The organism is Vibrio natriegens NBRC 15636 = ATCC 14048 = DSM 759, from assembly GCF_035621455.1.
In the GTDB taxonomy this organism is placed as follows: Bacteria; Pseudomonadota; Gammaproteobacteria; order Enterobacterales; family Vibrionaceae; genus Vibrio; species Vibrio natriegens.
Window position 1 is genome coordinate 1,173,272 of record NZ_CP141823.1, and the last position, 19,204, is coordinate 1,192,475.

Consider the following 19,204-nt stretch of genomic DNA (forward strand, 5'->3'; position numbering starts at 1 on the left):
ATTACTCACCCAACTTTATGCGCTGCCTACAAGGTTAAGTAGCTTATCAATGACTTGATTGGCAGTTATGCCTTCGGCTTGTGCGTGGTAGCTCAGTAGCAAACGGTGACGCAGCACTGGGTATGCCATCGTTTGTACGTCTTCGGGAGAAACAAAGTCTCGTCCTTTTAACCAAGCATGAGCACGAGCACATCGGTCTAACGCAATCGTCGCTCGGGGGCTGACACCCATCGCTAACCACTTATCCAGTTCGCTGTCATACTCGCTGGCTTGACGTGTCGCCATCACCAGACGCACGATGTATTGCTCGATGGTTTCTGCCATATGAATATCGAGCACCTCTTTACGCGCGGTGAAGATATCTTGTTGGCTGATACTTGGACGTTCGAATGCGGCTTCGCCTTTTGCTTCCCCACGGTTGATACGCAATATTGCCAGTTCGTGTTCGGCATCCGGATAATTCACTTCCAGATGCAATAAGAATCGGTCTAACTGGGCTTCCGGAAGTGGGTAAGTCCCTTCTTGTTCGATCGGGTTCTGCGTTGCCATGACTAAGAATAGTTCAGGCAAAGCATAGGTGTGGCGCCCGGCGGTTACTTGTTTCTCGGCCATGGCTTCAAGCATGGCGGCCTGAACTTTTGCGGGCGCACGGTTAATCTCGTCGGCCAGAATGAGTGAGTTGAAGATAGGACCAGACTGAAACGTAAATTCTCCAGTCTCTGGTCGGAAGATATCAGTGCCGGTTAAATCGGCAGGCAACAAATCTGGGGTGAACTGAATACGGTGGAAATCACCTTCTACGCAGTCGGACAATGATTTGACTGCTCGGGTTTTTGCTAGCCCTGGAGGCCCTTCAACCAAAATGTGCCCGTCAGCGAGCAGGGCAATCAACAGCTGTTTAACCAAGTCCTGTTGGCCAATGATTTGAGACTCGAGGTATCGTTGAAGCGTTTCGAAGTTAGATTTATGCATGTTGTGGACTCTCGATATCCATTTGAGTTGATTATCAGTATTGGTCATTTACTTTGTAGAAAAAGTTCCCAGTAAGACCTTGAAACTTATCTTTTCAATATTGGGTCATTGACAAGTATTACAAGCTTTAAGCTGGGTTAGCCGTGCAGAGGAATGGCGGTAATGAGATGCTTGGTAGCGTGAAGCCGTAGACTTAGATAGAATAAAGACAGTTAATAGTTCAATGAATATATTTAGGTAAGTACTATGAATGATTTCGAACAAGAGCTAGAGCAAATGTCTCAAGAGGTCTCTCAGGAAGAAGAAGTGAAGCTACCTTCGCTGGAAGAGCAGAAGGCGATTGCAGCTGAGCTTAAAAAGCTAGAAGCGGAAGGCAAACTGACTCCTGAAATTCTAGAGCAGTATTTCGGCAAGTTTAACCAAAAGAATGCCGTGCCAATTCACTAAATTCTCTAGGAAAAGGGAGTGTTTACTCCCTTTTTCATTCTTACCCGTCAATTTGCAACTAAAACCATTCTATATCAATATGTTAGGTGGCTCGTATTAGTCATTTTCATACTTGACATTGTTGACGCTCTAACCAAATCTATTGTGTAGTTCAATCTATACGGCTAGAGGAATGTTTAGGGAATGGAGTATCACACTAAAGGGGATATCATTTTAATTACTGAGAGAAGTCTACAATCATCGCTGTTGAAGGATGTGTTGGAAACGGAACTCGGTATAAGCGTTATTTTGATAATTCCAGAAAACCTTACCAGCCGATCTCTTAAAGGTCTGCCCATTTCAGCCATTATTTTAGACTTTAGTATTCTGACAGAAGAAACGTTATCGCTATATCGAGACTTCAAAGAGTCACAACTTAAGAGTGTCCAGGAAATCCTGATTAACTGTGACAGAGCCATCTCTACAGAAGATCTCTTCATCTGGAATAGTTTAGTCGGCATTTTTTATACTTCAGATGACGTCCAAACTCTGCAAGTCGGTATAGATAAGATCTTGCAAGGTGACATGTGGTTTAGCCGCAAGTTTTCCCAGCAGTACATTACTCACCTTCGTCAGAACAGCAAGCCAGTATACAAGCATACCCCAAGCATTTTAACGAGAAGAGAGATGCAAATAATCACTTTTCTTGCAATGGGAGCGTCGAATCAAGAAATCGCAGAACAATTGTTTGTGAGCGAAAATACAGTGAAGACTCATTTACACAACATCTTTAAGAAGATTGAAGTGAAAAATAGAGTTCAGGCGCTTATCTGGGCCAAAGAAAATATTTCTGAGTATTCGATGTCTGTTTAAATAGATAAAAACACCAACGTCCTAATTTAGTGATGACTTATATTTATTGGGCGTGATTTAAATAATGAGAAAAGTGTTTCTTTTATGAGAAACACTTTTTTTGTTTATATTTTTATTTATTTTATAATTTTAAAAAAAGAAAAATAGCCGTAATCTATCATTCTTAATACTTAGGGGTGAATTATATCGCTAGTGAGTAACTACTAATTCATAAACATTAAGTCAATGAAAGTATGAGAAACATTATGGAACAGCATATGGAAAAGCCAGAAGTCCTAATGATCACGCAGCAAAGCTTACAAAGTGAAAACTTTAAGGAAATGCTTTCTACAAACACCGAAACAAAAATAACGATCTTAGACTCTAGAAACCCAAGTTATCATGAATGCATTCCAACTCGGTATTTTTTATTGGTGGATTTTTCGGTGGATATGAACTCCGAAACTTTAGATTACTTAAAGAGTAGTAATAAAGTGCTAGGTACAATAATGATCAACCAAGGACATGAGCTCAATATCGAAGAATTAGCGGCTTGGCCCGCGGTAAAAGGTATATTTGGACCCAGAGATTCGATGGAGAAGGTGTGCGATGGCCTTATTGCCATTATGAATGGAGATAACTGGTTACCTCGTAGGCTGCTAGAGCAGATGGTGAGTTACTACAAAGAAAAAGAAATCATGCCTTTTGTGGAACCTGCAATAGAGGTTGAACTCACTAGACGCGAGATACAAGTTTTGAAAATGTTAAAAGACGGTGGCTCAAACATGGAAATCGCTGATTCATTATTTATCAGCGAACATACCATTAAATCTCATTTATATAATATTTTTAGAAAGTTAGATGTAAAGAATAGAACTCAAGCGACAAGCTGGGCTAAAAGGAATCTATAGTAATATTGAATTGTAATCTGATTCAATATTAGTTTTTTCTCATACTAATTAGGTGACTGCATCTGATATTTTATTAAATTAGTATTAGATTTTAATATCACTCCTTATTCAAACTCTTAAACACATGCATGCCTACTAGACTTTCGGTGTCTGGAAATAATCTAATCAGGCCGAAAACAATAGAGATAATTAATTGATGTGCTCAATTGTTTAGCCAAAGCAAAGGGAGTGAGAAAAATGACTATTTATAATGGTACACCAGGGGCAGATGAGCTCTCCGATTTTGATGGCACTTATGATGTGTTCATTGGATACGGTGGCGATGACTTTATTGTTGGCGGTGGCGGTAGCGACTTCATAATCGGTGGTGCTGGTAATGATCGCCTAATCGGCGGCGCTGGTAATGATGTTCTTAAAGCGGGTACCGGTGATGACTATCTCGGCGGTGGCTTTGGGGATGATATCCTCCTCGGGCTGCAGGGCAATAACACGTTAAATGGCAGTATTGGTAATGACATACTAGTTGCTGGCTCTGGTGACAACTTCATGGTTGGTGGTGAAGGCAGTGACTTATTTCTATTTACCGATAAGTTTGATGGTCACGGCGAGGCAAAAATTGCCGACTTTACTATCGGTGAAGATATGATTCGTATTAATAGCTCTACAGTGACCGATTTCGCTGATTTGACCTTTAGTTACGATGCGGCAGGTAATGCTGTCTTTACCGATGGTGCTGATTTAACCGTTAAGCTTATTGGTGTTACTGAAACAGACATCACTACTTATGGTGCAGATTTATTTATTATCTAAACACTAAATAGGTAGTCAAGCCAGGTGCTAGGCGATGTCGTCTAGTGCCTGCGTTTTTGATTAAACGGAAGTTAACGTGCAGAAAACGGTTTTCAAAGAGGTGCGACAAAAGCTATTCGCGCTTATAGGCTTGTTGGTTGGGTTTAGCCTCTTCATCAACTTACTCATTCTTTCTATACCCTTGTACATGCTGCAAGTGTATAACCGTGTCCTCTCATCATACTCAATAGATACACTCGTTTTGCTCACCGTCATTGTGGTTGCTGCACTTTTTACGATGTCTATTGTTGATATTGCCCGAGCACAAGTAAGCAAATCTTTTGGTTACTGGATGGATACCAAACTGTCTGTGTTTATGCTCAAGCGCAGTATCCAATATCAGTCTCATACTGGCACAAGTTTTACTTCTCAAGTACTCAGAGATATTCAAAACATTAAAGGCTTTTTAAGCAGTCAAGCGCCTTATCCTCTGTTGGATGCCCCTTGGACGCCACTCTTTATCTTATTTGTTTATCTGTTACACCCTTTGTTGGGTCACATCGCATTAGTCGGATCGATTGTGCTTTTGGGGCTGGGTATTCTCAATGAAGTTTTAGCCAGAAAAGTAATTCAAGAAAGTGAAGTGAAAGCGCTCTCCCAAATCAATGATGCCGAACTGGCAACACAAAACTCTAACTCGATCCTTGCGATGGGCATGATGAATGCGTTTTTAGAAAAATGGCAATCACGTATGACTCAGGTCAACTCGTTAGAAGAGAACGTGGCAGGAAAAACCATTTATATAAGTAACTTGTCCAAATTCGTGCGTAGCACATTACAAGTTTCGCTACTTGGTGGTGGAGCATGGTTGGTGATTCAACATGAAATTACCGCCGGAGCAATGATCGCCAGCTCTATTCTGATGAGCCGAGCGTTAGCGCCGATGGAACAAGCGATTGGCACGTGGCGGGGCGCGATGTCTGCCAGAAACTCCTATCAACGTTTAAAGGATATCGATGCTGTCATCAAGCTCGATGAGTCTGATATGCCATTGCCTAAACCACAAGGCAACTATGAACTCATCGGGCTAACTTACCGGCACTTTGGCGCAACGGAACCAGTACTTTCGGCGGTTTCATTGTCTATTCCCGCAGGTGTTTCGGTTGGCTTGATTGGTCCTTCCGGAACGGGTAAGTCGACGTTAGCGCGGTTGATGCTCGGAAACATCAAACCTTCTGCAGGCAAGGTAACGTTAGATGGTATGGAGGTATCCACTTGGGCGGCGGAAGATCGCGGTGCTCATTTCGGATACCTGGCGCAAGAAGTTGAGTTATTCCCCGGGACCATCAGGGAGAATATCGCACGTTTTAAAGATGAAGACCCAGCCAAAGTGATTCGCGCAGCACAGCTCGCCGGATGCCATGAGTTGATCCTCAAAAAGAACAAAGGCTATGACTTTGTTATCGGAGAGCGTGGCCGTGGTTTATCTGGAGGTGAACGTCAAAGAATAGCGCTTGCACGGGCCATATATGGTGAGCCTTCTATTGTCGTATTTGATGAAGCTAATGCGAACCTAGATGGAGAAGGCGAGGCCGCATTTCAACGCCTGATAGCACATCTAAAACAGCAAGGAACGAGCATTATCGTGATCGCTCATAATGCGAGTACGCTAAGGCAGATGGATCGGCTACTTTATTTGTCGGATGGGAGAGTGAAGTTATACGGCGCTCGGGATGAAGTACTGAAACGCTTAATGGGTAAAGACAAAACGGATATACCGAGGGTGACAAATGAGCAATCTACTGCCAACAGTCAATAAACCATCCACTGACAGTGTTTATCGCTTTTCTCCCGATCTCCAACTGAGTTTCAAAAAACCTATTCTGCTGGCCGTTATTGCCACTTGCGTTTTTTTAGGCGGTGTCGGTTTTTGGGCAGCAACAGCAAAACTGGAAAGTGCAGCCATCGCCTATGGGGATTTTTCGGTGCTGAGTAATCGACAAGCCATCCAACATTTAGAGGGCGGGATCATCGAAAAGCTGTTTGTTCAGGAAGGCGATTTGGTTCAAAAGGGTCAGCCACTGATTCAACTGTCCAAACATCAGGCAATGGCGAGATTAGATTCATTGAGCGGACAGTTTATTCACACACTCGCTAAAGAGAATCGTCTGAGCGCAGAGTTGGATGAACTGCCTTCAATTGTATGGTCGGACGATCTCAACAATCTACCTCGCGTTGAAATCGTGCGAGAAGCACAGCTGGTGCAAAGTAAAATATTTGAAGCCAGACAGCGTTACTTTCAAAGTCAGCTAGGGATCATTGAACAAAGTATTTCCGGTGCAAATTTAGAACTGAAAAACCTTCAGCAAACTAAAGTGATTGAAAGAGAAAGATTAAACTTTATTGAGGAAGAGATTGAGAGTAATCAAGCCTTGGTACAGAAAGGCTTCTCCGGCAAGTCAACTTTGCTCCAGCTAAAGCGTCTCGCGGCCGAAGTGAGAAGTACGCTTAGTCAATTGGACCGACAATCTCTTACGGTGAATAAACGGCTAGAAGAAAACCAATCTCAGGTTGAAGAGTTAAAATTGGAACGGCTGAATGAAGTCGTTGAAGAGTTAAGAGACACCCAGAAAGAAATTGTCAGCATTCGAGAAGAGTACCGCTCTGCACAGGACGTGGTAACCAGAACGTCTATCAATGCACCAATCTCAGGTCGTGTGGTCAATATGCAGGTATTTACCGAAAGGGGGGTTATCGGTTCGGGAGAAACGCTGCTAGAACTGGTACCTCAAAATGACCAATTACTGGTAGAAGCGAGAGTGAATCCGCAGGATATCGATTTAGTGAACCCAGGCCAGCAAGCTCGTATCAGAGTGACTGCATTAAATGCGAGAAACTTAGCACCTCTGGACGGAACGGTTCTGACCATCTCTGCCGACAAGCTCACACAGCAAGATCGCGAAGATTTCTATCTGGCCAGAATTGCTGTTTCTCAAGATGACGTCGCAAAATACCACTTAACCTCGGGGATGAATGCAGAAGTTCTTATTCTCTCTGAGCCGCGCACACCGCTGAGTTATCTCGTTAAACCTATCACCGATAGTATGAATAGAGCTTTTCGAGAAGATTAAGTACCGCAAAAGACGTTTTGACTTCAAACTGGTTAGTATTCGGCCAGTCTGTTCCGAATCCTTGCTGTTTTTGTATCATTTAGAGAGGCTGAGTCGGACAAGTTGTAGATTTTTTTGCTATTGTTGCCTGCTCCGAGAAATATTTATCAGTAGTTCAATAGCAGGAAGTTGAGAATGGAAAAAGTGCAGTTGGTCGTCAGTTTTCTACTGGCCCATAAAATGCTGTTTACCACATTAATTCTTATTGCCGCGTGGTTAACGCGTCGGACCATTCTCTCTATGATTCGTGGTGATCACACGCTCCTTTCTGAGAAGCAGCGCAGTTGGATGTCGAGAACGAAAAATGGCACCTTTACCATCACGCTGTTGGTTCTGTTCGTTCTTTGGCAGTCCGAAATCAGTGAGTTTGCATTAAGTGTGACTGCGATTGCGGTGGCGATAGTCGTGGCTTCAAAGGAGATCATTCTTTGTTTTACGGGGTCTATTCAGCGTGCCAGCTCACGCTCCTTTCGCGTGGGGGATTGGATAGAAGTCGGTAAATTATGTGGTGAAGTGATTGACCACAATATGATGGCAACCGTGATCCAAGAGATCGACCTTCATCATGGTCAGTATCATTACACCGGGAAAACGGCGACTTTGCCAAACAGTATGTTTTTTACTTATCCGGTAAAGAACCTGAATTTTATGAAGCGGTACGTTTATCATAATTTCTCGGTTGTTGTGAGGGACTTTGTTAACTTATATCCACTTTTAACGCCATTAACAGAGAAAATTGACGAACATTGCAGTTACTTCAGCGACGTTGCACATCGTTATAACGCGATGATTGAAAAACACGCGGGTGTCGACCTGCCGGGTGCAGAGCCGCATATTCATATTTCTAGCAATGCGACTGGTGAGCAGATTGTTCACGTCATGATTTTTTGTCCAACGGATAAAGCGAATCACTTGGAACATTTGATTCGTCAGGACTTTATGGACCTTTATGAACAACGCTTCCCGGTAGAAACTCAATAGCTTTTTAAGCGCTGTTTACCAATAAAAACGAAAACAAAACCCGCTACTTTGATAGCGGGTTTTGTTTATTTAGTTGAACTTACTTTTAAGCATCAGGAATAAGAAGTAAGTACTACCTATAATTGCGACTAAAGTGCCGGCGGCGACTTGGCTAGGATAGATGGCTATCTGGCCCAGCCAATCAGCCCAAAGCATTAGTGTCGCACCAATTAAACTTCCGACCAGCAATTGCTCTTTTACCTTTCTGGCGCCCAGCATCATCGCCATGTGAGGAGCGACCAGACCAACAAAAGAAACGGGGCCGACTGTAGCCGTTGAAAATGCGCAAAGTAGGGCCACAATGGTCAGCATTATCGTATTGGCAACTGAAGGGTTAAGTCCTCTAGCATTAGAAAAGGCGCGGCCAATAGAAATGAGTGTTAACCAGCGTGAAATTGCGAATACACCGACGAAAAGGATCATGACCGCGATGGTCAACATGACCGCCGTCTGGGAGGTAACACGATAAATCGAACCTGTTAACCACAGCAGGATCTTATAGCTTTCACCAGAGCCTTGAGCCAAAGCAAATTGAACTAATGCTTCTAGCAGAGCAGAAAGCGCAATACCCGACAATACGAAGTTCGAAGGGTTAAACTGGCTTCTTTTACCAATTAGAAGCAACAACAGCAAGACCGTCAAACTACCTAAAAAAGCCACGCCCCAATTGAATGACGCAAGCAATGATCCGGACATCACGCCAGTAATTATGATCGCAAATGTCGCACCAGAAGAAACACCGAGAATATCTGGGCTGGCTAACGGGTTATAGACAATACGCTGTAAAATGATTCCCGCAACCGAGAGCGCGATGCCGACAGCGAGCGCAGTAATCATGCGAGGCCAGCGCAGTTGCCATTGAAACTCTCCTGGTAGTGCAACTTGAATACCATTCGCTCCATGAGTAATCAGTGAGTAGACCAGCATTCCAGCAAAGCTCATGATGATTAAGCTCGCGACCGTGACTTTTGATAGCTGCGCTTTGCCCTGACTCATCGAAAGGTTGAGCTGATCCGTTGCGGTGAGCTTTTTACGAGTAAACCAAATTAAAGCAGGTGCTCCGATTGCGGCAGCTGCAACGCCACTCGGAATTGTTTCTTCCAGCCATAAGCTTAATGAGATGGCGAGTGAATCGGTAACAAGTAACAGCGTTGCACCCAATAACAGGCTACTTATCAGTTCGTCACGAGGCGTTCTTGCGCCCATCGCACGAGCAATATTCGGGGTCAGTAAACCAATAAAGCTGATGATGCCGACAGCGGTAATGGACACTGATACGAGCCAGATTCCCATGACCATTAAAGCGCCAAATGCTGGGAGTACGGCTAGCCCTCGTGCGGCAGCACCTTCCTGGCCGAGTTTTAAGAGTGTTAATATTCGCGGTGCAATCAGAACAATAATGAATGCGATTGCAGAACGTGGTAGCAACCACTCAAACCATTCCCAACTGTATTGAGAGAGATCCCCTGCACCCCACATGAAGATATTCTGCGCGAACTGAGCATTTAGGATGATAATCGCGGTCGCAACGGATCCAAGCAGTATGTTAATGACCATGCCTGATACCACGAGAGGTAAGCCGGTCATATTTCGAATACCCGCGATAGAAATGATCAATCCAAACGCGATAAGTGCACCTGTCATTGCGGCTAAAGCGGAGTAATCTGCCACCCAATCTACAAACCAGATATTCACCACGACCAATGCTAGCCAGGCACCAGAGGAGGTGCCTAGTGTCAAAGGAGAGGTTAAGTGGTTCTGCGTTAGCTGTTGCATCAAACTGCCGGTTAGTCCAAGCATTGCACCGACGAGTAGGGTGATACATAGCCTCGGCAGTTGAGACTGAAGAAAGAAAACGTCACGAAACTCACTGGCGAGATCTGCTTGAATCAGTAGCCCCCACTGCGCGCCTAATGACAAGCTTGTGTCTAATTGCAGGCTAAAAATACTGAGCAACAGAATCAGTGCTAAGTAACCGATGTAATGTTTTATTCTCATTGTTCTGGTGCCAACTCAATTAAACTATCAGTGATGGCTTCAGCCATGTATTGTAAAGACATTGCCCCACCATATGCCCAAACGGCTCTGACTGAATTAACTCTGTGCTTTTTCACAAAAGGCATGGCTTGCCAAAGGGGGGAGTCCTTTAACTTGTCTTCTTGTGGAAACGGCTGCACATATAAGATGTAGCTGTCTTCAAGATTCTGCAGACGATTAATGCGATCTTGTTTCACGCCCCAAGCTTTAGGTGACTCATGTATCGGGTTGTTTAAGCCCAGGTGTTTAACCACGTAATCTGTGGTTGAGTTTTCCGTAGACAGAAACACCGTATTCGGAGTGGAAAAGCGCATGACGAGTACTTCAAGCGGATCGGGATAATGCTGGTGGAGACGTAAACGCATTTGTTCAAACGATTGATCTAAAGCGGTTAGTTTTTCTTCGACAAGATCTTGCTTATCCAACAGTTTTCCCAACGTACGAAAATGACGGATTGCCGTTTCAGCGGCCGCTTCGTTTTCTGAAAAGTTTGGTAGATAAATCACAGGCGCTATTTGAGACAATAATGGAATGAGATCCTGCTGTGGTGACGCAGCCAAAATGACATCAGGGTTCAAGCTGGCGATTTTTTCTAAATTCGGTTCAGCGCGAGTGCCAATATCTTCAATGGTTTCTGGCGCATAGGGATTGACTACCCACTGACGATAGCCCGATAAGTTCGGTGCAGCTATCGGCTCTACGTCTAACGCAAGAACCTGCTCGAGTATATCCCAGTTTAATGCGACCACCCGTTGCGGTGTTTGCGCAAAAGAGTGACAGCCATAATCGTCACTAATGGTAATGGCAGCATGAGCTTGAGAAAGCATTCCCCCGACAATAATGGCAATGGCAGCAAGGCGCTGAAGTAAACGTCTGACTAAGCGCATACAACGGCTACCTTACGGCTGGCAAGGGTGTCTGCCGGAGTCGGATGATCGATCAGTGTGATTGGTGACTCATAGAGTTCCGACAAACGTGCTTCGTCGAGAAGCATGTCTGCTTTACCTTCAAAAGCGATTTGCCCTTTTTTCAGAGCAACGATGTGAGTGGCGTAGCGAAGCGCCAGGTTCAAGTCATGCAAAATAACAATGATCCCGACATTCTCCGTCTTATTTAACTCTGACAGTAATGCCATCAACTGAAACTGATGGTGCACATCTAGCGCAGAAGTCGGTTCATCGAGAATCAAAATCGGTGATTGCTGAGCAAGCAACATGGATACCCAAGCGCGTTGACGCTCACCACCGGATAAATCATCTGCCAGAGCCTGAGCGAACGGCGTGACCCCTGTACGCTGCATCGCTTCAGAGATGATCTGTTTATCTTCCGCGTTCCAGCGACCGAGCGCCCCGCGCCATGGAAAACGTCCCAAACGAACCAATTCTTCTACCGTTAACCCTGCCGAAGCCGGAAGTTTTTGCGGTAAGTAGGCGATTTGTTTTGCCAGTTCTTTGGTTTTGAGAGAGGAGAGGTTTTGACCGTTGAGCTCAACAGAGCCTTTGTCTGGTGACATTTGCCCGGAAAGCAAGTTAACCAGGGTCGATTTTCCTGAGCCGTTATGCCCTAGCACCACGGTGAGTTCATTGGTTGGGATATTGAGTTGATCGATACCGAGGATTTGACGTCCACCTCGAACGATCTGAATATTAGATAGTTGAAACATGGATAGGTCTCAAGATGATACTCCCCTCATAAGAGGGGAGTTGGAAGAACAATTACCAGCGGTAGTTAGCGTTTAGCATCACAGAGCGAGACTGACCGAAGTAACAGTAGTAATCGCAGCCAGAGATAAACTCTTTGTCCAGAATGTTGTTCACATTAAGCTGTGCCTGCCATTGTGAAGAAATGTCATAAGTCACAGATGCGTCCCAAAGTGTCACAGATGGAACCGTTAGATCCGAGCTCGCCGGGTTGTCTTTAGATTCACCCACGTAACGAACACCTGTTCCAACGTTCAGGCCAGGAATTAGGCGGTATGCGCTGTAATCTACCCACGCAGACGCCTGATGCTTAGGAATAAGCCCCGCTTGTTGCGTGCCCTTGCCGTAAGTCTCGTCAGTTTCTGCTTTAGTGTAGGTGTAGCTAGCCAGTAATTTAACGTCGTCAGTTAACTGAGCAGTACCTTCAACTTCGACACCAGTTGATGTCACTTCACCAGTCTGAGTTGCCACCCAAGTTGATGGGTTAGTTACCAGTGCATTTTTCTGCGTGATATCGAACCATGCGATGTTAACGAAGCCATCCATAAAGCTTGGTTCATATTTCACACCCACTTCAACTTGCTCACCCTCAAGTGGTTTGTAGAGCTTACCGGTTGCTGTGTCGATGGTGCTGATCACTTCAAACGATTGAGAGTAGTTGGCGTATGGAGAAAGGCCGTTTTCCGCAAGGTACATTAGGCCTGCGCTCAGAGACAGTTCGCCATCATCGCGAGACTCACTCTGATCGACGCTTGCACCTTTACCACTGTTTTCTGTTTTCACCCAATCGTAACGGGCGCCAACATTACCAATCCATTGTTCGTGGAATTTAAGTTGGTATTGCGAGTACACACTGGCCTGATACTTGTCGATCTCGCGTTTAATGTTGTCCGCGGAGTCCAGTGGTGTGTAGTTTCCGTAGCTTGGATTAAATGGGTTTACGGTACCAAATGAATAGTTGTCTTGTTCGTCACCCTTCGTGTTGTGATATTGCAGATCAACACCGACCAACACCGTGTGCTCGGCATTGTCCGTCATCCAGTTACCAACCGCATTGTTGTCGAAGGTGAAACTTTGGTTTTTGCCGTCACGGAATACAATTCCACGATAGTAAAGCGAGTCGTCGTTTAAATCCCAGCCTGGAGATGGCATGCTGTAAACGCTACGCAGAAAGAGCTCGTTAGAACCGTAGTTTGCGTTCTGTGAGAATGTCCAAGTGTCGTTTATATCATGTTCAAGCAAGTAACCAAGTGAGATTTGAGTACGTTCATACTTGTCGTAATCTGGCTCACCTAAGTTAGTTGATGGATCAATCTTGCCGTATTCCGAGTCGACGAGCGTACCTGCAGCTGGGAAGAATGGGTTAGTTGGCACACCATCATCCTTTAGATAGGTCGCCATCAGGGTCAGCATGGTACGATCTGAAACATCGATTTCCAGGCTCGGAGCGATGTAGAAACGTTCATTTTCTGTATCGTCCAGTTCACCATCCTGACTGGTCATCAAGCCAACCAAGCGGTAACGCATCGTACCTGAATCATTAGCTTCGTCAGCGATGTCAAAGCCTATTGACTGATGGTTGTTATTGCCGACTTCAACCTTTACTTCACCTTGTGGTGTGAACGTTGGCTTTTTCTGAACGGCGTTTACTACGCCACCTGGTGCCGATTCACCGAATAGTATGGCTGATGGGCCTTTTACGACCTCAACACTTTCCAAACCGTATGGTTCAACGAGCCAGGTGTAGTAGCCGTCACGGAACAAACGGTTGCCGTTCAAATAAGTAGCGGCATCGAAGCCACGTACTTTAAACCAATCTGTGTCGTTATCAGCGCCATAAGGTTGAGATGTGACACCTGATGTGTAGCGTAACGCTTCATCTAGCTTTTGTGGTGCGCGAACGCGCAATTCATCTTCAGAGATAATGGAAACGCTGCGTGGTGTTTCTTTGGCTAGCGTTTCGACTTTAAGTGCTTGTGCGGTGACTGTGATGGTTTCCATCTCAGTTGAATCATCTTGTGCGTGTGCCATAAACGAAACCACTGCAGCGGGCGCGATAGCACAAACCAACGCTTTACGAACAGCGATGGTGAGAGAGTTATGATTTGTCATTAATACATTCCCGACAATTATTTTAAACAAAAAGCTTAATTGTAATTATTATCATTTAAACCATTGTTTGCGTATTTTACTGACTTTTGCATCAAAAGATAGTAAAACGTCTGCAAATTTGATCGATCTAACCAAAGTAGTTGTTATGTTTAATTGGTTTGAAAAACTAACCCAACCGTTTCCCCTGCATGAAACCGAAAAGCCACCCAAGACCTTGTTTGGCTTTTGTCGTTTCTATACGCGTGGATTTGAAGTGCCGCTTATTATCATGGCGGTGTTCAGTGCGCTGATTGCGATCACTGAAGTCACCCTGTTGCGCTACATGGGTGAGCTAGTCGATATATTGTCTAACCAGGATCGTGCTACTTTCTGGCAAGATCAGGGCGATCAGATGTTGATGATGCTTTTCCTGGTTGTCGTCGTCATGCCGGCATTAGGCTTTGTACATTCGATGGTGATGCACCAAACACTGCTGGGTAACTACCCAATGTCGATTCGCTGGCTGATTCACCGTTATTTACTTAAGCAAGCAGTTGGTTTCTTCCAGCGAGATTTTGCAGGCCGTGTTGCAACAAAAGTGATGCAAAGTGCGTTGGCAGTTCGAGAAACGGTGATGAAGCTGCTGGATGTACTGGTCTACATCAGCGTTTATTTTGTGTCGATGATATGGATGATGGGTGAGGCAGACGGTTTACTTATGCTACCTATCGTTATCTGGCTTGCATTGTATGTACTGATCCAGCTCTACTTCATTCCGAAAATGAAGCGCGTGGCGACTGAGCAGGCGGATGCGCGCTCTGTGATGACAGGACGTATTGTCGACTCTTACACCAACATCTCTACGGTTAAGTTGTTTGCCCATTCTCAGCGCGAACTTGAGTATGCAGAAAGCAGCATGAAGCAGTTCTTGGTTACGGTATACCGTCAGATGCGAATGGTGACTTGCTTGCTGTTTAGTGTCGATGCGATCAACTACTTACTGCTGTTGTCTATTGGCGTGATTTCCGTTTATTTATGGCTGGATGCGGCAGTTACGATTGGTGCGATTGCTATCGGTATCAGCATTGCGCTGCGTGTACAGGGTATGTCGAAATGGATCATGTGGGAAGTCAGTACACTGTTTGAAAATATTGGTACTGTTGTAGATGGTATCAGCACTATTTCGAACGACGTTGAAGTGAAAGACGTACCGAATGCAAAGCCGTTGCAAATTCGACAAGGTGAAATCTGCTTCGATCACGTTGGTTTCAACTACAGCGAAGAAAAAGCCGTATTTGACAATCTGAACCTGACGATTAAACCGGGCGAGAAAGTCGGCATTGTTGGGCGTTCTGGTGCGGGTAAGTCAACATTGGTGAACTTGCTATTGCGTTTTTACGATGTGAATTCTGGCAAAATCTGCATTGATGGACAGGACATCTCACAGGTAGAGCAAGAGTCTTTGCGTCAGCACATTGGAATGATCACTCAGGATACATCTTTGCTGCACCGCTCAATCAAAGAAAACATTCTATATGGTGATCCAGCAGCCTCTATGGAATCCGTGATAGCTGCGGCTGAGAAGGCACATGCGCACGAATTTATCCAGACTCTGAAAGATGAGCAAGGTAATGTTGGCTACGATGTTGAAGTCGGTGAGCGTGGCGTAAAACTGTCTGGCGGCCAGCGTCAACGTGTCGCTATCGCGCGTGTACTTCTTAAAAATGCGCCGATTCTCATTATGGATGAAGCAACGTCTGCACTGGATTCTGAAGTGGAGTCTGCGATTCAAGAAAACCTTGAAGTATTGATGGAAGGGAAGACGGTGATTGCTATTGCTCACCGCTTATCGACGATCGCTGCGATGGACCGTTTAATCGTGATGGATGATGGTCAGGTTATCGAACAAGGCTCGCATCAGGAGCTTCTGCAACTTAACGGAGTTTATGCTCAGTTGTGGAAACACCAGACCGGTGGCTTTCTGACAGAGTAATATTGGTTGATCTGGAATCACATCAATCTCGGGTTAAAAGGGGAAGCGCAGGCTTCCCTTTTTTATTCCAACAAACATGCAGTGGCACACTATATATCCCGCTGAGGTGGAGCAATTTATGATTCATCTCTATTTTTTATTATTTATAAATTGTCGTTTGACGATGGTTGTCCACAATGGCGGTTATCCACGTGCAACAGAAGATTGCCGGGAATAACAATAATTACAATGCTGCCATACTGGAAGAAACATGAAAATCAAACCCCTCCCACCTTTAAACAGCCTAGTGGCGTTTGAAGCGTCGGCTCGACATTTGAGCTTTACGCTCGCAGCTGAAGAGCTCAATGTGACTCAAGGCGCAATCAGCCGTCAAATTAGACAATTAGAAGAGTATTTAGGTAAAGCGATGTTTACCCGTGCCAATCGCAGCATCAACCTAACGCCGACAGGTCTGCAATATTATCAATCGATCAGTCAGTCTCTACTCGATATCGCGCAAATCACCGGAGAAGTGAAAAAGTGGCAAGGGGAGCAGAAAATTACCGTCGCTACGACCAATGCAATGGCTGCTCTGTGGCTATTGCCAAAAGTGGCGGAGTTTCAAAATGAGCATGATGATATCGATATACGAATTCTGGCGTCTGATAACGTACTGGATTTAAGACGCCTAGATTGCGATATCGCACTGTTTTACTGCAAAACACCACCCGCCGAAATGGAAGTGACGACACTTTTCTCTGAAGAAGTTTTTCCGGTTTGCAGCCCACTGTATTTAGAAAAGATTGGTCAACCGACTGAGGCTGAAGAGGTTTTTAATAAAACGCTTCTTTATCTCGAAGAGTCGCAAAGGGACTGGGTCAATTGGGAGGAGTGGTTTGCAGGCGTAAATTTACCGAATATTGTGCCTCGTAACCGAATGAACATTAATAACTACCCTATGTTGTTGCAAGCAGCCATTAATGGTCAGGGTATTGCCTTAGCTTGGGGCTCATTAGTTGATGACTATTTGCAAAGCGGCGCGTTGGTAAGGCCTGTCGAGCATGTTCTGGCAACACCATCGAATTTCTGTATGTTGGAGCCTAAAGACAGAGGCTTAATCCCAGCGAGTGTGAAACGCTTTCGCGGTTGGTTATTACAGCAATTACCGGATGAAGTCGGTGATCGCGGATTAGCAGAAACAGTCGAATCGTCCAATTCTTAGAGACAAAAAGTAGTAGATATAAAAAGTGGGAGCATAACTCCCCCTTTTTGTTTTCAGCCCTAAACCACCTACTTCAGTAGGTGGTTATCATTAAACCGACTTTGCTACGTTAACGCTGGTTTCTGATCAAGCGTTGGATTTTTAGCAGCTGTTGAATCAGTGGTTATGGTTTGCTGAATCGCCGCCTTACTTTCTACAAGTGGCTCTACTGGGCCATCAAGCTTGGTCTCTTCCGGGTGGACGTGTTCTGGCAACATCGCCCAAGGTTTCGGCTCACGTCGAATACTATGAAATAGCGTCAAACTCATTACCGCAATAAATATTGCAATTGGAAAGCCTGCAATGATTGACGCAGTTTGCATTGCTTTCAGTCCTCCTGCGTACAGCAGTACACCAGCTATCGCGGCGATCATTATTCCCCAAAGTACACGAATGGATTTAGGAGGTTCACTGTCACCTGCCGCATCTAAGGTACAAAGAACCAAAGTTCCTGAGTCAGCGGAGGTAATGAAGTAGGTACCCAGCAGCAAACACGCTAATACACTCAGTATTTTGCCAAACAGACCGGTGTCTAGGTTATCGAACAACGTAAATAATGCGCGAGTGGTATCCGCTTTCGTTGCTTCGAGAATGACTCCGCCCGTAAATGTTGCTGGTGGCATTTGGCCAGCTTCTTGAGCTGCAACCACTTGAGTTTCATACGCTACGCGAGCATCTTGCTCAACTTTCAGTGCGGCACCACCGAAAACTGAGATCCATAAGAAAGTGATTAGTGTTGGTACGATTAAAGCACCACCTATCAGTTCACGGATCGTTCTTCCTTTAGAAATTCGCGCGATGAACATGCCAACAAATGGCGCCCAAGTCATCCACCATGGCCAGTAGTATGCTGTCCACCAGTTTTGCCAACCTGAGTCATTTTGGGCGTCACTCCATAAGCTCATGCCAACAATATTTTGCACGTAAAGACCGGTGCTCTCTAAAAGTGTGTTCAGAATGTAGCGTGTTGGACCAATGTAAAGCACAACAAGTACCAACAGCAAAGAGAGCAACATATTCCATTCAGAAAGACGACGAATCCCTTTACCGACGCCAGACAGAACTGAGGCAACCGCACAGGTACATAGAGAAACGATAATGATCAGTTGTGTGCCTAACCCGATATCTAAACCAAATGTTTGATTTAGCCCTGAGTTGATTTGAATCACGCCCATACCAAGGGTTTGGGAGATACCAAAGGCCGTGACTGCGACAGTAAGAATATCGACAGTGTGGCCGATTGGACCATAAATACGGTTGCCAATAAGGGGATACAGAATAGATCGTAAGGTAAACGGCAGATCTTTACGGTAGGAAAAGTAGGCCAGAGCAAGCGCAACAATAATAAAAACTGACCAAGGGTGTAGTCCCCAATGGAAGAACGTCAGTTTCATCGATGTCGTGGCAGCCTCATTGGTTAAACCCTGCGTGAAAGGGTTGTCCGCGTAGTGCCACATTGGCTCAGCGACTGACCAGAAGATCAAACCAATCCCCATACCGCCAGAAAACAGCATGGATACCCATGACAGGTAACTGAACTCGGGCTTTTCGTCGTCCTTACCTAATCGAATATGCCCATAGCGGCTAATCATTAAATAGAGCAGAAAACCGACGACTAAAGAAACGAGTCCGATATAAAACCATTTCATATTCTGCAACAGAATACCGGAAATAGATTCGAAATATTGACCCGCTTGGTTAGCTAGAATGGCGCAGAAAAGTACAAAACCGATGACGATGATCTTAGATGCGATCGTCACAGTCGGATTGAGTCCTTTTAGTATCCCTGTTGTTGCTCTCATAGGCGTCCCTCACAGTGTTTTTTGTATGCAGCGTTATCGTTTGTTGTTTTATTGTTAATTTTTCTGGGAGATTAGAGAGAGCTATGCGTTGTTTCAACTGATTAATACTCATCAATTAATGATTTTTAGTCATGCCATTAATATTTGTGCAATTTTTAAAGGTGCATTCTTGTCCCAGATCAATGCATGAATGATAAAAAC

15 protein-coding genes are annotated in these 19,204 nt (G+C 44.9%); 9 read left to right on the forward strand and 6 right to left on the reverse strand.

What is annotated here, in order from left to right; translation table 11 throughout:
- Positions 1-15: 15 nt before the first annotated feature.
- Positions 16-972, reverse strand: coding sequence for an AAA family ATPase (locus tag VER99_RS19680; protein ID WP_020335457.1), 957 nt, complete (start codon positions 970-972; stop codon positions 16-18).
- Between the two features lie 246 nt (positions 973-1,218).
- Between VER99_RS19680 and VER99_RS19685 the strand changes: the two genes are divergently transcribed.
- The 7 genes from VER99_RS19685 to VER99_RS19715 all read left to right on the forward strand — a co-directional run bounded on the left by VER99_RS19685 (position 1,219) and on the right by VER99_RS19715 (position 8,101).
- Positions 1,219-1,419 carry a restriction endonuclease subunit S domain-containing protein gene (locus tag VER99_RS19685; protein WP_014234902.1) on the forward strand — a complete coding sequence of 67 codons (201 nt, stop codon included), beginning with the start codon at positions 1,219-1,221 and terminating at the stop codon, positions 1,417-1,419.
- Between the two features lie 183 nt (positions 1,420-1,602).
- Positions 1,603-2,271 (forward strand): LuxR C-terminal-related transcriptional regulator, encoded by a 669-nt coding sequence (locus VER99_RS19690; protein WP_020335456.1) that lies wholly within the window; start codon positions 1,603-1,605, stop codon positions 2,269-2,271.
- Positions 2,272-2,504: 233 nt separating this feature from the next.
- Positions 2,505-3,161 carry a LuxR C-terminal-related transcriptional regulator gene (locus VER99_RS19695; RefSeq protein WP_029791437.1) on the forward strand — a complete coding sequence of 219 codons (657 nt, stop codon included), beginning with the start codon at positions 2,505-2,507 and terminating at the stop codon, positions 3,159-3,161.
- A gap of 237 nt (positions 3,162-3,398) precedes the next feature.
- Positions 3,399-3,971 (forward strand): calcium-binding protein, encoded by a 573-nt coding sequence (locus VER99_RS19700; protein ID WP_020335454.1) that lies wholly within the window; start codon positions 3,399-3,401, stop codon positions 3,969-3,971.
- A 76-nt stretch (positions 3,972-4,047) separates the two neighbouring features.
- Positions 4,048-5,769: a type I secretion system permease/ATPase gene (locus tag VER99_RS19705; RefSeq protein ID WP_020335453.1), complete on the forward strand. Its 1,722-nt coding sequence runs from the start codon at positions 4,048-4,050 to the stop codon at positions 5,767-5,769.
- Positions 5,741-7,081, forward strand: coding sequence for an HlyD family type I secretion periplasmic adaptor subunit (locus VER99_RS19710; RefSeq protein WP_020335452.1), 1,341 nt, complete (start codon positions 5,741-5,743; stop codon positions 7,079-7,081). Before VER99_RS19705 ends, VER99_RS19710 begins: the two co-directional genes overlap by 29 nt.
- Before the next feature lie 174 nt (positions 7,082-7,255).
- A complete protein-coding gene (locus VER99_RS19715) occupies positions 7,256-8,101 on the forward strand; it encodes a mechanosensitive ion channel family protein (RefSeq protein WP_020335451.1) in 846 nt (281 codons plus the stop codon).
- A gap of 69 nt (positions 8,102-8,170) precedes the next feature.
- Here the strand turns inward: VER99_RS19715 and fhuB are convergent, their stop codons facing one another.
- From fhuB to VER99_RS19735, 4 genes are read right to left on the reverse strand one after another with little or no spacing between them, the layout of a single operon-like run.
- Entirely contained in the window at positions 8,171-10,138 is a 1,968-nt protein-coding gene (gene fhuB / locus VER99_RS19720; RefSeq protein ID WP_020335450.1) for a Fe(3+)-hydroxamate ABC transporter permease FhuB, read from the reverse strand.
- The gene (locus tag VER99_RS19725; protein ID WP_020335449.1) at positions 10,135-11,064 is read right to left on the reverse strand and encodes an iron-siderophore ABC transporter substrate-binding protein; all 930 of its coding nucleotides are present in this window, start codon (positions 11,062-11,064) and stop codon (positions 10,135-10,137) included. Before VER99_RS19725 ends, fhuB begins: the two co-directional genes overlap by 4 nt.
- The gene (locus tag VER99_RS19730; protein ID WP_020335447.1) at positions 11,055-11,840 is read right to left on the reverse strand and encodes an ABC transporter ATP-binding protein; all 786 of its coding nucleotides are present in this window, start codon (positions 11,838-11,840) and stop codon (positions 11,055-11,057) included. Before VER99_RS19730 ends, VER99_RS19725 begins: the two co-directional genes overlap by 10 nt.
- A gap of 52 nt (positions 11,841-11,892) precedes the next feature.
- A complete protein-coding gene (locus tag VER99_RS19735) occupies positions 11,893-13,989 on the reverse strand; it encodes a TonB-dependent siderophore receptor (protein WP_020335445.1) in 2,097 nt (698 codons plus the stop codon).
- A gap of 145 nt (positions 13,990-14,134) precedes the next feature.
- Here VER99_RS19735 and VER99_RS19740 point away from each other — a divergent pair, with 145 nt between their 5' ends.
- Together VER99_RS19740 and VER99_RS19745 are read left to right on the forward strand one after the other, a co-directional pair.
- Positions 14,135-15,961: an ABC transporter ATP-binding protein gene (locus VER99_RS19740; RefSeq protein ID WP_020335444.1), complete on the forward strand. Its 1,827-nt coding sequence runs from the start codon at positions 14,135-14,137 to the stop codon at positions 15,959-15,961.
- Between the two features lie 250 nt (positions 15,962-16,211).
- A complete protein-coding gene (locus tag VER99_RS19745; protein ID WP_014234890.1) occupies positions 16,212-17,162 on the forward strand; it encodes a LysR substrate-binding domain-containing protein in 951 nt (316 codons plus the stop codon).
- Between the two features lie 104 nt (positions 17,163-17,266).
- On the opposite strand, the gene VER99_RS19750 is transcribed toward VER99_RS19745, so the two are convergent.
- The gene (locus VER99_RS19750; RefSeq protein WP_031779249.1) at positions 17,267-19,003 is read right to left on the reverse strand and encodes a BCCT family transporter; all 1,737 of its coding nucleotides are present in this window, start codon (positions 19,001-19,003) and stop codon (positions 17,267-17,269) included.
- Between the last annotated feature and the right edge of the window lie 201 nt (positions 19,004-19,204).